This is a genomic window from Caulobacter sp. FG7, assembly GCF_057808875.1.
On record NZ_JBMDIW010000017.1, the window covers coordinates 84,692 to 99,220 of the forward strand.

The 14,529-nt window shown below is 67.8% G+C and carries 14 protein-coding genes; 1 reads left to right on the forward strand and 13 read right to left on the reverse strand.

Annotated elements, in window-relative coordinates; translation table 11 throughout:
* Position 1: 1 nt before the first annotated feature.
* The 13 genes from lpxA to rpsB form a co-directional block, all read right to left on the reverse strand.
* Positions 2-796, reverse strand: a complete 795-nt coding sequence (gene lpxA / locus ACODR1_RS15365; RefSeq protein WP_488881226.1) for an acyl-ACP--UDP-N-acetylglucosamine O-acyltransferase — start codon at positions 794-796, stop codon at positions 2-4.
* Complete coding sequence (gene fabZ / locus ACODR1_RS15370; protein WP_101712959.1) at positions 793-1,269, reverse strand: 3-hydroxyacyl-ACP dehydratase FabZ; 477 nt, start codon at positions 1,267-1,269, stop codon at positions 793-795. Before fabZ ends, lpxA begins: the two co-directional genes overlap by 4 nt.
* Positions 1,266-2,291 (reverse strand): UDP-3-O-(3-hydroxymyristoyl)glucosamine N-acyltransferase, encoded by a 1,026-nt coding sequence (gene lpxD, locus ACODR1_RS15375; RefSeq protein WP_488881227.1) that lies wholly within the window; start codon positions 2,289-2,291, stop codon positions 1,266-1,268. The genes fabZ and lpxD overlap by 4 nt, the downstream gene beginning before the upstream one ends.
* Positions 2,292-2,429: 138 nt before the next feature.
* On the reverse strand, positions 2,430-3,098 hold the full coding sequence (locus ACODR1_RS15380; RefSeq protein WP_488881228.1) for an OmpH family outer membrane protein: 669 nt from the start codon (positions 3,096-3,098) through the stop codon (positions 2,430-2,432).
* A 22-nt stretch (positions 3,099-3,120) separates the two neighbouring features.
* Positions 3,121-5,487 carry an outer membrane protein assembly factor BamA gene (gene bamA, locus ACODR1_RS15385; protein ID WP_488881257.1) on the reverse strand — a complete coding sequence of 789 codons (2,367 nt, stop codon included), beginning with the start codon at positions 5,485-5,487 and terminating at the stop codon, positions 3,121-3,123.
* Between the two features lie 17 nt (positions 5,488-5,504).
* Entirely contained in the window at positions 5,505-6,701 is a 1,197-nt protein-coding gene (locus ACODR1_RS15390) for a M50 family metallopeptidase (RefSeq protein ID WP_488881229.1), read from the reverse strand.
* Between the two features lie 31 nt (positions 6,702-6,732).
* A complete protein-coding gene (dxr, locus tag ACODR1_RS15395; RefSeq protein ID WP_488881230.1) occupies positions 6,733-7,923 on the reverse strand; it encodes a 1-deoxy-D-xylulose-5-phosphate reductoisomerase in 1,191 nt (396 codons plus the stop codon).
* Positions 7,911-8,759 carry a phosphatidate cytidylyltransferase gene (locus ACODR1_RS15400; RefSeq protein WP_488881231.1) on the reverse strand — a complete coding sequence of 283 codons (849 nt, stop codon included), beginning with the start codon at positions 8,757-8,759 and terminating at the stop codon, positions 7,911-7,913. The genes dxr and ACODR1_RS15400 overlap by 13 nt, the downstream gene beginning before the upstream one ends.
* On the reverse strand, positions 8,737-9,513 hold the full coding sequence (uppS, locus tag ACODR1_RS15405) for a polyprenyl diphosphate synthase (protein ID WP_488881232.1): 777 nt from the start codon (positions 9,511-9,513) through the stop codon (positions 8,737-8,739). The genes ACODR1_RS15400 and uppS overlap by 23 nt, the downstream gene beginning before the upstream one ends.
* 51 nt (positions 9,514-9,564) lie before the next feature.
* The gene (frr, locus tag ACODR1_RS15410; RefSeq protein ID WP_109455051.1) at positions 9,565-10,131 is read right to left on the reverse strand and encodes a ribosome recycling factor; all 567 of its coding nucleotides are present in this window, start codon (positions 10,129-10,131) and stop codon (positions 9,565-9,567) included.
* A 27-nt stretch (positions 10,132-10,158) separates the two neighbouring features.
* Entirely contained in the window at positions 10,159-10,890 is a 732-nt protein-coding gene (gene pyrH, locus ACODR1_RS15415; protein ID WP_488881233.1) for a UMP kinase, read from the reverse strand.
* A 202-nt stretch (positions 10,891-11,092) separates the two neighbouring features.
* Complete coding sequence (gene tsf / locus ACODR1_RS15420) at positions 11,093-12,034, reverse strand: translation elongation factor Ts (RefSeq protein WP_488881234.1); 942 nt, start codon at positions 12,032-12,034, stop codon at positions 11,093-11,095.
* A gap of 112 nt (positions 12,035-12,146) precedes the next feature.
* Positions 12,147-12,980: a 30S ribosomal protein S2 gene (gene rpsB, locus ACODR1_RS15425; RefSeq protein WP_488881235.1), complete on the reverse strand. Its 834-nt coding sequence runs from the start codon at positions 12,978-12,980 to the stop codon at positions 12,147-12,149.
* 460 nt (positions 12,981-13,440) lie between these two features.
* Here rpsB and ACODR1_RS15430 point away from each other — a divergent pair, with 460 nt between their 5' ends.
* Positions 13,441-14,196: a sigma factor-like helix-turn-helix DNA-binding protein gene (locus ACODR1_RS15430; protein WP_488881236.1), complete on the forward strand. Its 756-nt coding sequence runs from the start codon at positions 13,441-13,443 to the stop codon at positions 14,194-14,196.
* The last annotated feature ends 333 nt before the right edge of the window (positions 14,197-14,529 follow it).

The following is a 14,529-nucleotide window of genomic DNA, read 5'->3' on the forward strand; positions in this document are numbered from 1 at the left end:
ATCAGACCTCGCGCTCGGGCAGGCACAGCGGACGGTTGCCGTCGGCGCGGATGAAGTCGACGATCTCCATCACCTCGGGCGTGGCCGAATAGGTCTCGACCACGTCGTCCAGGCGCTCCTGGAAGGTGCCTTCGTCGGCAAACATCAGGCGATAGGCCGCGCGCAGGGCGTTGATCGTCTCGCGCGAGAAGCCCCGGCGCTTGAGGCCGACGAGGTTCAGGCCCTCCAGGTGGGCGTGGTTGCCCCACACCGACCCGTAGGGAATGACGTCCTTGGTCACCGCGGCCAGGCCGCCGATGAAGCTGTAGCGGCCCACGCGCGAGAACTGGTGGATGGCCGCCAGGCCGCCGACGAACACGAAGTTGCCGACGTCGACGTGGCCGCCCAGGGTCGCGCCCTTGGCCAGCACCACGTTGTCGCCGACCGCGCAGTCGTGGGCCACGTGGGCCTCGGCCATGAAGAAGCCGTCGGCGCCGATCGTGGTCACGCCGCGCCCCGAGGCCGTGCCGGTGTTCATCGTCACCTGCTCGCGGATCGTGTTGCGCGGGCCGATGACAAGTTGCGTGCGCTCGCCCTTGTAGCCCAGGTGCTGAGGCGGACCGCCCAGCGCCGAGAAGGCGTGGACGACGGTGTCCTCGCCGATGGTGGTGACGCCATCGACCACCACGTGCGACAGCAGGCGCACGCGCGCCTGCAGGGTCACGTCCGGGCCGACGATGCAGAACGGCCCGATTTCGACGTCGTCACCGAGCTTGGCGCCGGCGTCGACGATGGCGGTCGGATGGATCTTGGTCATTTCGTCGGGGTCTCCACGACCATGGCGGCGAACTCGACCTCGGCGGCGACCTTGTCGCCGATCTTGGCCACGCCCTTGAACTTGAAGATGCTCGACCGCGCGCGCAGGACCTCGACCTCCATGCGCAGGACGTCGCCCGGGCGCACGGGGTTGCGGAAGCGGGCGTTGTCGACCGACATGAAGAAGATCGTCTTGCCGGCGGTGTCGACTTCCAGCGACTTGCTCATCAGCACCGCGCCCGTCTGGGCCAGGGCCTCGATGATCAGCACGCCCGGCATCACCGGATTGCCCGGGAAGTGGCCCTGGAAGAACGGCTCGTTCACGGTCACGCACTTGATGCCGACGATCGACTTGTGCGGCTCGTAGGCTTCGGCCCGGTCGACCAGCAGGAACGGGTAGCGGTGCGGGATCCGGGCGAGGATCTCGGCGATGTCGATGTCGGTCTGCGGGGCCGCGGTTTCGGTCTGGCTCATGCCTCGTCTTTCATCCCCCGGCTGCGCGCGCTGCGCGACAGCCATGCGGTTTCTCGCAGCCACCGTTTGATCGGTCGAGCGGGAAACCCTGTCCATGTCTCGCCCGCCGGCACGTCCTTGAACACCGAGGCGGACGCCCCGATGCTGGCGCCGGGGCCGATCGTCAAGTGGTCGGCGACGCCGGCCTTGCCGCCAAAGGCGACGCCGTCGCCGACGACGGTGGTGCCCGACAGCCCGGTATAGGCCGCGAGCACGCAGTTACGGCCCAGCTGCACGTTGTGCGCAACATGGACCAGATTGTCGATCTTGGTGTTCTCGCCAACCGTCGTGTCGTCGAACGCGCCGCGATCGATGCAGCTGTTCGCGCCGAGCGTCACGCCGTCCTGCAGGACCACGCGGCCCAGCTGCGGAAGGTCGACAACGCCCCCGGCGCCGGGCGCGGCGCCGAAGCCGGCCTCGCCGATCACGGAGCCGGCGTGCAGGCTGACGCGATCGCCGACCAGGGCGAAGCCGACCACGGCGTTGGCGCCGATGAAGCAGTCGCGGCCGATGGCGACGCCAGGGCCGATGACGGCGCCGGGGCTGATCGTCGTGCCTCGACCGACACGGGCGTCCTGGCCGATGACGACCCCAGGGGAAAGCATGACGCCCTCCTCCAGAACAGCGGAAGGATGGATGGAGGACGCGCCGGCCTCGTGGCGGCGCGGCCTGTGAAGCAAGGCCGTCGCGGCGGCCCAGGCGGCCTGCGGATGCGGGGTCAGCAGTACGGCGCAGCCTTCCGGCGCGAACTCGCGATGCTGCGGACGCATGAAGATCGCCCCGGCCTCGCAGGCGGCGAGGCCCTTGGCGCGACGGGGATCGGAAAGGAAAGAAACGGCGTCGGGCCCAGCGCCGTCCAGCGGCGCAACGGTGGCGATCAGGCGCTCGCCCTGGCCCGGATCGGCCAACTCCGCACCACCAGCCTTGGCCAGGGCGGACACGGAAACCGGACCCAGGGTCTCGAAAAAGCGGGGGTCCGGCATGGAAACCTCTCGACGACGGCCGTCCCGGGAATCGCCCGATACGGACGAAGTGTAGGCGGCCCAAAGCCGTCCCGAGTCAATGCCGTAACGGAAAGCGCCCGCCCAGCCGCAAAGGCCAGGCGGGCGCTCTCTACGTGCTTAGCGCTGCAGCTGGGCGGCCAGCTGGGCGGCTTGCTGCGGCGTCAGCTTGGTGCGTTCCAGGGCCTGGAAGGCGCCGGCCTTGCCGCGGGCGTCCAGGGCGCTGACGATCTGCGGGGTGATGTCCATGGCCGGGTTGAAGATGGCCACGGCGCTGCGCTCGAGCAGCACGCCGCATTGCTTGGACTGGTAGGCCGAGATCACAGCCGGTTGCAGCTCGACCGAGTAGGTCTGCTGGGCGGCGTCGGCGGTGGCGACCAGTTCCATCTGGGTGTGGGCGGCGTCGCGCTGCAGGGCGCTCTGCTCCAGTTCCAGGTCCGACTTCTGCTTTTCACGGGCGTTGATGTCCGCGGCCGGGGTCTTGGCCGCGGCGTTGAAGGTGTCGATCTTGGTCTGCAGAGCCTTCTCGCGGGCCGACAGCGGGGCTTCGGCAGTGGTCTGCAGGGCCTTCAGGCGGGCGTCGAGCGCCTTGCCGGTGGCCGAGGTGCCGCGCACGGCGCCGGCCGAGAACACGCACAGGCTGGCGATCGGGGTGCCATGGGTGATCGCCGGAGCGGCCGGAGCGGCCGGGGCCTTGGCCAGCGGGGCGGCGGCTTGAGCGAAGGCGCCCGAGGCCACGGCGAACGCGGCCAGGCCCGAAGCGGCGGCGGCGAAGAACTTGGAGGACATGTCGTCTAAAGCCTTGTGGAGATTAGAAACGAGTGGAGGTGGAGAAACGGAAGGTTTCCGTCCGGTCGTAGTCTTCCTTCGCCAGGATGCGGCTGATGTCGAACCGGATCGGTCCCATCGGCGACTTCCAGTCGATGCTGACGCCGGCGGAAGCGCGCAGACCCAGGTTGTCCCTGATGGTCTCGCTGAACTTGCCGGGCGAAACTTGGCGGTCAACGTCGTCCAGCTGGCCGGCGGTGCCGAAGTCGGAGAACAGCGCGGCCTTGATGCCGTACTGCTCAGGCAGGAAGGTCGGGATAGTCAGCTCCAGCGAACCGATCGCGTACAGCTTGGCGCCCAGGGCGCTGTTGTCGGTCAGCGTGTCGCGCGGGCCGATACCGGCGGTCTCGAAGCCGCGGAACGACTGGCCGCCCTTGTAGAAGCGGTCGTTGATGCGGACGCTGTCGCCGCCCCAGCCTTCGATGTAGCCCGCCGAACCGGTGGCGCTGAACACGAAGTCCTTGTTGAAGCCCCAGTACCAGCCGCCGTCGACCTCGGTCTTGAGGTAGTTCACGTCGCCGCCGAAGCCGGCCAGGTCCTGGTTGAGGTCGGCGAAGAAGCCGCGGGTCGGACGCAGCGGGTCGTTCCGCTTGTCCAGGCGCAGGCCGTAGCCGACCAGTGAGGTCATGTAGGCGCCGCGCTGAGCGCAGAGCACGGTCGAAACCGTGTTCTGGCCGGGGATGCAGTAGCTGTCGGCCACGTCCACCTCGTCCTGACGCAGGGTGTAGCGCAAGCTCATCGAGGTGTTCTGGGTCAAGCCGAAGCCCAAGGTAAAGCCGCCGCCCAACGACTTGGTGTCGTAGGCCGCGAACTCGCTGAGGTCATATCGGTACGAATAGAGGTTCACGCCCGCGGCCAAATTGCGGCCCAGGAAGCGCGGCTCGGTGAACGCGAAGTCGACCTGTTGGCGCAGCGAGCCCACCGACACGCGGGCGCGCAGGTTCTGGCCGCGTCCGCGGAAGTTGCGCTGGGTGACGCCGACGTCGAGCACCAGCTGGTCGACCGAGCTGTAGCCGGCGCTGAACGACAGTTCGCCCGTCGGCTGCTCTTCGACCTTCACCCGCAGAGCGGTGCGGTCGGGAGCGCTGCTGGGCACTTCCTCGATGGTCACGTCCTTGAAGAAGCCCAGGCGGCGCATGTTGTTGCGCGAACGGTCGACCAGAACGCGGTTGTAGGCGTCGCCCTCGGCGACTTCCATCTCGCGGCGCAGGACGTAGTCGAGCGTGGCGGTGTTGCCGACGATGTCGATGCGATCGACGTAGACGCGCGGGCCTTCACGCACCGAGAACACGACGTCGACCGTCTGGGTCTCGCGGTTGGGCACGTAGCGCGGGCGCACGTCCACGAAGGCGAAGCCGGCCGCACCCGCCGCGAAGGTCAGGGCGTCGGTGGCCTGCTCGATGCGTTCGTCCTCGTAGATCTGGCCGGTCTTGATCGGCAGGATCTGGGCCAGCAGGTTGCCGTCCAGCTTCTTCAGTTCGGTTTCGACGGTGACCTTGCCGAACTTGTATTTGGGGCCTTCGTCGATCGTGTAGGTGACCGCGAAGCCGTTCTTGTCGGTAGCCAGTTCGGCCGTGGTCGCCACGACGCGGAAGTCGAAGAAGCCACGGTTGCGATAATACTTGCGCAGTTGTTCGCGGTCGTACTCGATCCGGTCAGGGTCGTAGTTGTCGTTGCTGGTCAGGAACTTGTACCAGTGCGACTCCTTGGTGACGATGACGTCGGAGAGCTCGTTGTCCGAGAACTCCTTGTTGCCCAGGAAGTTGACGCCCAGGACGCCGCTCTTGGGGCCTTCGTTGATCTCGAACACCAGGTCGACGCGCTTCTGCGGCAGTTCGACCACCTTGGGCGTCACGGTCGCCGAGATGCGGCCCGAGCGACGATAGAGTTCGATGATGCGCTGGACGTCGGCCTGCACCTTGGCGCGGGTGAAGATGCCGCGCGGGCGGATCTGCACCTCGTCCTTCAGCTTGTCTTCCTTGAGGGCCGAGTTCCCCTCGAAGACCACCTGGTTGATGATCGGGTTCTCGACGACCTTGACCACCAGGTCGCCGCCCACCAGTTCGATCGAGACGTCGGCGAACAGGTCGGTGCGGGCCAGGGTCTTCAGCGCCAGGTCGAGGCGCGCGGGATCGACCGTCTCGCCCGGCTGGATCGGCAGGTAGGAGAGCACCGTGCCCGCCTCGATCCGCTCGTTGCCCTGCACTACGATGCGCTGCACCACGCCCGAGGTCTGGGCCTGGGCGAACGCCACCTGGGGCGCGATCAGGGCGGTGGAGCCGAAGAGAAGCGCAACGCCGGTGGCGAACGCGGCGCTATGGGCGCGAATTTTGCTCATGGGACCAATCATGGACGGGCGGCGGTCGTTCACGTGAACAGGCCGCCGATGAATTTGAACACGTCGTAGCGGTTGAGATCGTTCCAGGCCGCGAACAGCATGAAACAGAGGATCAAGGCAAGGCCGGCGCGGAACCCGGCGGCCTGGAAGTCGGCCCGCAGGGGCCGCCGGAAGACGGCCTCGTAGGCGTAGAGCAGCAGATGGCCGCCATCCAGCACCGGGATCGGCAGCAGGTTCATGAAGCCGATGCTGACCGACAGGCTGGCGATCAGGATCGCCTGGCTGGCGACCGTGCGAACGATCATTGTCTTCAGGTCGGGGGCGCCCTCGACGCTTGCCTGCGTCACCGCGCCGGCGGTCTTGCCGATGCCGATAATGCCGCTGATCTGGTCGGCCGGAAGTTGGCCGGTGACCAGGCGGCCCAGATAGAAGCCGATGGTCTTGAGCATGTCCCAGACCTGCACAGTGGCGCGGGGGACAGCCATCCAGACCGAGGACCGTTCGAAATAGCCGCGGCCGCCGAGCGATACGCCCAGACGGCCGACCTTAACCCGGCCGGCGATCTCGTCCTTCTGCTCGACCAGCGTCGGCGTGGCGGTGAGCTCAAGCGTCTGCTGGGCGCGCTGCACCGTGAACTGCACCGGCAGCTTGGCGCGCAGGCTCACATAGGCGGCGACGTCGCGATAGCTTTCGACGGACTTGCCATCCATCTTCACGATCACGTCGGCGGGCTTGAAGCCCGCGGCGGCCGCAGCGCTCTTGGGCTCGACGCCCTGCACGATGACCTGGGTCTTCAGGTCGCCGATGGCTACCTGCATCACGGCGAAGACCAGGATGGCCAGGATGAAATTGGCGATCGGACCGGCGGCGGCGATGATCGCCCGCTGCCAGACCGGCTTGAAATGGAAATACTGCTTGAGCGCCGCGGCGCCTTCGCGATCGGCGATCTCGCGCTTCATCGCGTCCAGGTCGTTCTGGTCGGGCACGCTGGCGGCGTTCTCGTCGCCGGCGAAGCGCACATAGCCGCCCAGCGGGATCGCGGCGATCCGCCATTCCACGCCACGCTTGTCGCGCCAGGAAACCAGGGGCGCGCCAAAGCCGATGGAGAAGCGATCGATCGCCACCCCGCAGGCCCGCGCGGCCCAATAGTGTCCCAACTCGTGCACCGTCACGACGACGGACAGCACGATGACCATGGACACGATCGCGATCAGAAGACCGATCATCGGCTTGGAATCAGAGCTCCCCGGTCACTTCCTAATGCCGCTTGTGAGCGACAACCTCGGCCGCAATACGGCGAGCGGAACCGTCGATCATGACGGCTGTATCAAGAACGTCACCTGCCGTTACGGCGAGGTCCCCTACCCCGTTCATGCGTTCAAGCGTCCCCTCAACCGACGCGGCAATATCGAGAAAGCCGATCTGCCGGTCAAGGAAAGCCGCGACGGCGATTTCATTCGCCGCGTTCATCGCCGTCGGCGCCCCCCCGCCCAGGCGCAGCGCCTCGCGCGCGACGCCCAGCAACGGGAAGCGCGAAAGGTCCGGATCCTCGAAGGTCAGCTGGCCATAGGCCCCAAGATCCAGGGGTTTGGCCGGCCAGGCCAGGCGCTCGGGCCAGGAATAGGCGTAGGAGATCGGGCTGCGCATGTCGGGCGGGCCCAGTTGCGCCAAGGTCGAGCCGTCGGTGTATTCCACCAGGCTGTGAATCACCGACTGCGGGTGAATGACGACGCCGATGCGGTCTTCCGGAGTGTCGAACAGGTAGGAAGCCTCGATCATCTCGAGCCCCTTGTTCATCATCGAGGCGGAATCGACCGAGATCTTGGCGCCCATCGACCAGTTGGGATGGGCGATGGCCTGCTCGGGCGTGGCCAGGGCCATCTGCTCGCGGGTCCAGGTGCGGAACGGACCGCCCGAGGCCGTGAGGATCAGGCGCGCCACGCGATCCAGGCAGGCCGGCTGCAGCACCTGGAAGATCGCCGAATGCTCGGAATCGACCGGGATCACCGTTCCACCGGCGGCGCGGGAGATGCGCAGCAGTTCGGGGCCGGCGCAGACCAGGCTTTCCTTGTTGGCCAGGGCCACCACGGCGCCGGTGCGGGCGGCCGCCAGGGTCGGGGCCAGGCCCGCCGCGCCGACGATCGCCGACATCACCCAGTCGGCGCCCATGGCCGCAGCGTCGGCGACGGCGGCGGGTCCGGCCGCGGCCTCGACGCCGGAACCGGCCAGGCGCTCGCGCAGGTCGCCCAGCAGGGCCTCGTCCTCGATCACCGCCAGCTTCGGCCGCCAGCGCAGCGCCTGCTGCGCCAGGCGCTCGACATTGCGGCCGGCCGCCAGGGCCAGGATCTCGACCGGAACCTTGGACTGCTCGAAGAGATCGAGGGTGGAAACGCCGATGGAGCCGGTCGAACCCAGCACCACCACCTTACGTGTGGTCAAGGCAGCCATCCCCACTGGTCGAACAGGCGCACGGCGGCCACGACAATGGCGGCGAACATCAGGCCGTCGACCCGGTCGAGCAGGCCGCCGTGGCCGGGGATCAGATCGCCGGAGTCCTTCACGCCGAACCGGCGCTTGAGCATCGATTCCCAGAGGTCGCCGGTCATGGTGGCCAGCCCGCCGAGGAAGCCGATCACGGCGGCGACGGGCCAGGTCAGGTCCATGTCGGGCAGTCGCGGCAGGGCTTCGGCCAGCAGGTCGACGCCGATCGCCGCCAGGGCTGCGGCCAGCAGGCCGCCGAAGAAGCCCGACCAGGTCTTGTTGGGCGAAAACCGGGGCCAGAGCTTGGGGCCCTTGAAGATGCTGCCGGTGACGTAGGCGAAGATGTCGGCGAACCAGGTCACCGCGAACAGCAGCAGCGTCCACGACAGGCCGGCCGGGCTGAGGCGCAGCCACAGAAGGGTGATGCAGGCCGGCGCGATATAGATCACGCCATAGGCCGCGTCGGCCCGGCGCTCCACCGCGCCGCGGGCCAGCAGGGCCGCGGCGACAGCGCCGGCGGCGGCCAGCGGCCAGGTCAGGATGTAGTGGCCGCGGAAGGCCGCGACGAGCGAGATCAGCACCGCCACGCCGACGGCGACGGCGACGCCGACCGGAGCCTTGGGCGCGCTCATCATGCCCCACTCGCGCGCCAGCAGCGCGGTGCAGACGGCCAGCAGCAGCAGGAACCACACGCCGCCGAACCACACGGCGGCCACGACCGTGGGCACGAGCACCGTGGCCGAAGCCACGCGCGTCCCAAGATTGCTCCAGTTGAAGCGCTTAGCCGGCGACGGCGACGTCATCGGCCGCAATGCCTCCATAGCGCCGGTCACGGCTACGATATTCCGCGACGGCGGCGGCCAGGTGCTCGGGGCCGTAGTCGGGCCACAGCACGTCCTGGAACACCAGTTCGGCGTAGGCGCATTCCCAAAGCAGGAAGTTCGAGATCCGGTGCTCGCCGCTGGTGCGCACGATCAGGTCGGGCGCCGGCGCGGCCGAGGTCGACAGGAACGAGCCGAACATCGCCTCGTCCAGGTCGGCCGCCCTCGCCTCGCCCCGCTCTACACGCTCGGCAAACCGGCGCGCGGCGTCGGCGATATCGGCCTGGCCGCCGTAGTTGAAGGCCACCTGCAGCAGAAAGCTGTCGTTATGGGCGGTGCGGCGCTCGGCGCGCTCGATCACTTCCAGCACGTCGGGCGACAGGCCCGTGCGCCGACCAATGATCCGAACACGGACACCTTCGCGACTGAGACGTTCGAGGTCCGATTCGACATAGGCCTTGAGCAGGCCCATCAGTTCGGAGACCTCCTGCGCCGGGCGACGCCAGTTCTCGGTCGAGAAGCCGAACACCGTCAGCACGCCGACGCCGGCCGCGGGCGCGCCCTCGACCGTGCGCTTCAGCGCATTGACGCCGGCCCGGTGACCCAGCGCGCGCGGCATGCCGCGACGCTTGGCCCACCGGCCGTTGCCGTCCATGATGATGGCCGCATGCAGTCCCGCGCCGGCCTCGCCCCCGGGGCGCGCGGTCTTGGTCTGCAGGCCGGTCTTCGGCGACATGCGCTCTTAGCCTTCCCTTCTCATCCCCCAGGCGTCCACCTTAGAGGACGATCAGACCTGCATGATCTCTTGTTCCTTGATTTTCAAGGCCTCGTCGATGCGCTTGACGGCCTCGTCGGTCAGCTTCTGGACCTCGGTTTCCATCTTCTTGCGGTCGTCTTCGTTGATGACGCTGTCCTTCTCGGCCTTCTTCAGGTCGTCGTTGGCGTCGCGACGAATGTTGCGCACGGCGATCTTCTGCTGCTCGGCGTACTTGCCGGCGATCTTCGAGAGGTCCTTGCGGCGCTCCTCGGTCAGCGGCGGGATCGGGATACGCAGGTTCTGGCCTTCGACCACCGGGTTCAGGCCCAGGCCCGAGGCGCGGATGGCCTTCTCGACCGAGACGACGACGCCGCGATCCCAGACGCTGACGTTGATCTGGCGCGGCTCGGGGACGCTGACCGAGGCCACGGCGTTCAGCGGCGTGGTCGAGCCGTAGGCTTCGACCATCACCTGGTCGAGCAGGCTGGCCGAGGCGCGGCCGGTGCGCAGGGAGCCGAACTCGTCCTTCAGGGCGAGCACGGCCTTGTCCATGCGGTCTTTGTAGCGGGAAAGGACGGGTTTTTCGGCGGCGGCCATGGCGTGGGCTCTCTTCGCTTTATGAAATCAGGCGTTCGCGACGACGGTGTGCGTGCCTTCGCCACGCAGCACGCTGAGCAGGTTGCCCCGCCCCTTGATCGAGAACACCACGATCGGGATGTTGCTGTCGCGCATCAGCGCGACCGCCGAGGCGTCCATGACGCGCAGGTCCTTGGCCAGCACGTCCATATAGCTCAGGCGGTCGTAGCGCTGGGCGGTCGGATCCTTCTTGGGATCGGCGGTGTAGACGCCGTCGACGCTGGTGCCCTTGAACAGGGCGTCGCACTGCATTTCGGCGGCGCGCAGGGCGGCGGCGGTGTCGGTGGTGAAGAACGGGTTGCCGGTGCCGGCGGCGAAGATCACCACGCGGCCCTTCTCGAGGTGGCGCTGGGCGCGGCGGCGAATGTAGGGCTCGCAGACGGTGGCCATCGGAATGGCCGACTGCACGCGCGTCTCGACGCCGATGCGCTCGAGAGCGTCCTGCATGGCCAAGGCGTTCATCACGGTGGCCAGCATGCCCATGTAGTCGGCGCTGGAGCGCTCCATGCCCTTGGCCGCGCCGGCCATGCCGCGGAAGATGTTGCCGCCGCCGATCACCAGGCACAGCTCGACGCCCGACTTGACGATCTCGGCGATGTCCTGGGCGACGGATTGGACGGTGTTGGTGTCGATCCCATAGGGCGTGTCGCCCATTAGCACTTCGCCGGAAACCTTGAGCAGAAGGCGACGATACGGCTTGGCGGGGGTGGGATCAGACATGAACCGGGCTCTTCCTGAGTCGTCGGCACGCACCATAGTGCGCGTTACACAAAAGTGGGATCGGTTTTGCGCCGTGGCGGCGTGACGCCGTACAAGCGCAAAAAAAGGGCGCGGCGCGCGTTCGATCCGCGCCGCGCCCTTCCTTTATCGACCTTGAAAGCGGCGAACCCAGGGCCCGCCGCCTTCATTGTCTTGATCGGCCTTAGGCCTGACCGGTCATCGAGGCGACTTCGGCGGCGAAGTCGTCCTGCTTCTTTTCCACGCCTTCGCCCAGGGCGAGACGGGTGAAGCCCTTCACGGTGATCGGCGCGCCGAGGGTCTTGCCGGATTCGGCGACCAACTGCTCGACGGTCTGATCCGGGTTCATGACGAAGGCTTGCTTCAGCAGCACGACTTCTTCCAGGAACTTGCGGATGCGGCCTTCGATCATCTTCTCGATGACCGAAGCCGGCTTGCCCGACTCCAGAGCCTGCTCGGTGAACACGGCCTTTTCACGCTCGATGGCGGCCGGGTCCAGATCCTCAGGCGACAGCGACAGCGGAGCGGTCGCGGCCACGTGCATGGCGATCTTGCGGCCCAGCTCGCGCAGGGCGGCCTTGTCGCCAGCGGTCGACTCGAGGGCGACCAGCACGCCGATGCGGCCGAGGTCCGGCGCGGTGGCGTTGTGGACGTACGAGGCGACGACGCCGTTCTCGACGCTGTGCTTGGCGGCGCGACGGACCATCATGTTCTCGCCGATCGTGGCGATCAGGTTGGTCAGGTGGTCCTGCACGGTCTCGCCGCCGGCCAGCTTGGCGCTGGTGATGGCGTCGATCGAACCGTCGGTGCCCAGGGCGGCGCCGGCGATCTGACGAGCGGCGACCTGGAACAGGTCGTTGCGCGACACGAAGTCGGTTTCGGCGTTCACTTCGACGGCGGTGGCGGTTTCACCCGCGCCGCTTTCCGACACGGCGATGGCCACCAGGCCTTCGGCGGCGGCGCGATCGGCCTTCTTGGCGGCCTTGGACAGGCCCTTGGCGCGCAGCCAGTCGATGGAGGCCTCGATGTCGCCGTTGTTCTCGGCCAGGGCCTTCTTGCAGTCCATCATGCCGACGCCGGACTTTTCGCGCAGTTCCTTGACCAGCGCAGCCGTGATCTCAGCCATGGAAAATCTCCAGATTCAAACGTTTAGCGACCGGGCTTGATAGCCCGGTCGCGTGTCGGTAGCGCGACGACCGCCGGCGCTCCCAAGGGGAGAGCCGGCGGTCGAAGAGAAATCAGCCGGCGGCCGATTCGTCGGCGGCCGGAGCGGCGACTTCCTCGGCGGCGACTTCGGGAGCGGCGGCTTCCGGGGTCAGTTCGCGGGCCAGGGCCGGCTCGATCGGAGCGACCGAAGCGCCCAGGTCGACGCCCGAGGCGGCTTGACCGGCGGCCAGGCCGTCGAGGACGGCGTCGGCGATCAGGTCGCAATACAACTGCAGGGCGCGGGCGGCGTCGTCGTTACCCGGGATCGGATAGGTGATGCCGTCCGGATCGCAGTTGGTGTCGAGGATGGCGACGACCGGGATGTTCAGCTTGCGGGCTTCGAGGATCGCGATCGCTTCCTTGTTGGTGTCGATCACGAACATGATGTCGGGGATGCCGCCCATGTCCTTGATGCCGCCCAGCGACAGTTCCAGCTTGTCGCGCTCGCGGGTCAGCTGCAGCAGTTCCTTCTTGGAACGGCCGGCGCCTTCGCCGCCCATGATGCCTTCGAGTTCGCGCAGACGAGCGATCGAGCCCGAGACGGTGCGCCAGTTGGTCAGGGTGCCGCCGAGCCAGCGGTGGTTGACGTAATACTGGGCGCAGCGCTTGGCGGCCGTGGCGACCGGATCCGAAGCCTGGCGCTTGGTGCCGACGAACAGCACGCGGCCGCCGGCGGCGGCGACTTCACGGACCTTCACCAGCGCCTGGTGCAGCAGCGGGATGGTCTGCGACAGGTCGATGATGTGGATGTTCGAGCGCGAACCGAAGATGTAGCGGTCCATCTTCGGGTTCCAGCGGTGCGTCTGGTGACCGAAGTGGGCGCCGGCTTCCAGGAGCTGACGCATGGAGAATTCGGGAAGAGCCATCGGGCCTTTATCCTTTTTCCGGTTGAACCTCCGTGGACACCCCCGCTCCAGACCATTCTGGAGGCGGGACCGGAACGGCGACGACGGGATGTCTCCCCGGCGCAGCCGAACGTCCACGTGTGGAATGGCGCGCAGATAGTCGCGAAACGCGGAGAATGCAAGCCTTTCCCGACGCTCACCGGCCCGGCGGGCCGTTCTTCCCGAACATTCGCGGCCGCGCGCACGCCCCGTGCCTTGATGACCATCCGCGACGCCAGGTCCCCGCCCAGGACTTGAGTCTCATTGAAACCCCTGGGCCCCGGACCGGGATGGCGATGCAACGACCTGTCGCAACGGCGCGCGTACAAGGTTCGAGCGGATAGCACGCCGTCCTCAAAGCTTCCCACGCCCATTGCCTAGCCGCAGCCGGCAGGATTGAGTTCAATCCGCAAGCGCCTACCTCAACGCGCCCCGGATTCCGATGCCTGATCTCTCGCGCCTGTCCGCCCCCGAACGCCGCGCCCTCCTGCTGCTGGCCCACGGCCACACGGCCAAGACCGCGGCGGCCGAACTTGGGGTAAGCGAAGGCTCGGTCAACGAGCGGCTACGCGAGGCAAGACGCAAGACCGGCGTCGGCAGCAGCCGTCAACTGGCGCGCATCGTGGCCGCCGAAGCGCCGGCCCAGGCCCTGCCAACCGCGCCCCAGGAAAATCGGGACGGGAAAATCGGGGTCGCCCCGCTCGCCGGGCAGGTCCAGGAGGGACGGCGCGACTTCAACCCGCGGGCCGCCTGGCCCGTCCTCGCCGGAGCCACGACCATGATCGCGCTCGCCGCCACGATCGGCGCCTTCGCCGCCCTCGCCGTCGTCCATCATCCTGCCCCGACCACGGCCGCTGGTACGCCGGCCGCGCCTGGCGTCCGGCCCTCTTCGCCGCGCGTCGTGGCGGTCTCGCCCGCACCCGGCGCCGTCGTGCCGGCCGGCCACCTCGCCCTGACCGTCACCTTCGACCAGCCGATGCAGGCCGGCTGGTCGTTCATCGTCCGCGACCCCGCCACCTATCCAGACTGCGCACCCACCCCCACGCAGTCGGCCGACCGCCGCAGTTTCACCCTGCTGTGCACGGTGCACGCCGGGCGCGGCTACGAGGTCGGCTTCAACAGCGCGGGCCATCGCAACTTCGCCTCCGAAGCCGGCGTCCCGGCGATCCCGGCCCTGGTGAGGTTCACGGCGCGCTAGGGCGGAGCGGCATTCACTCGAGACGCCTCGCAAAGATCCGTTCCTCACGCGAACGGCCAGAACCTAGGTGGAGCCTGGAGATCGTGCCCAGCCGGGCCTCTCCTGGGAGCCTGGCCTGGTCCCCGGCAACGTGGGGGGAAGCTCGGTGAGGAACAGCCCGAATTGTCGAAGGGAGTCTGGTTACTGAAGGTGGTCTAGCCCAGGTGTCCAACCGATCTCCCCGGAAGCGCCGCCGTTTAGCAACAGCGTCTCCCCGCGCCCGCTTGCCGCGGGCCACGCCGGCTTCGTTTTCCGCCACCTCGCCATCGGCTGCGCGCGAGAACTGGGACTATG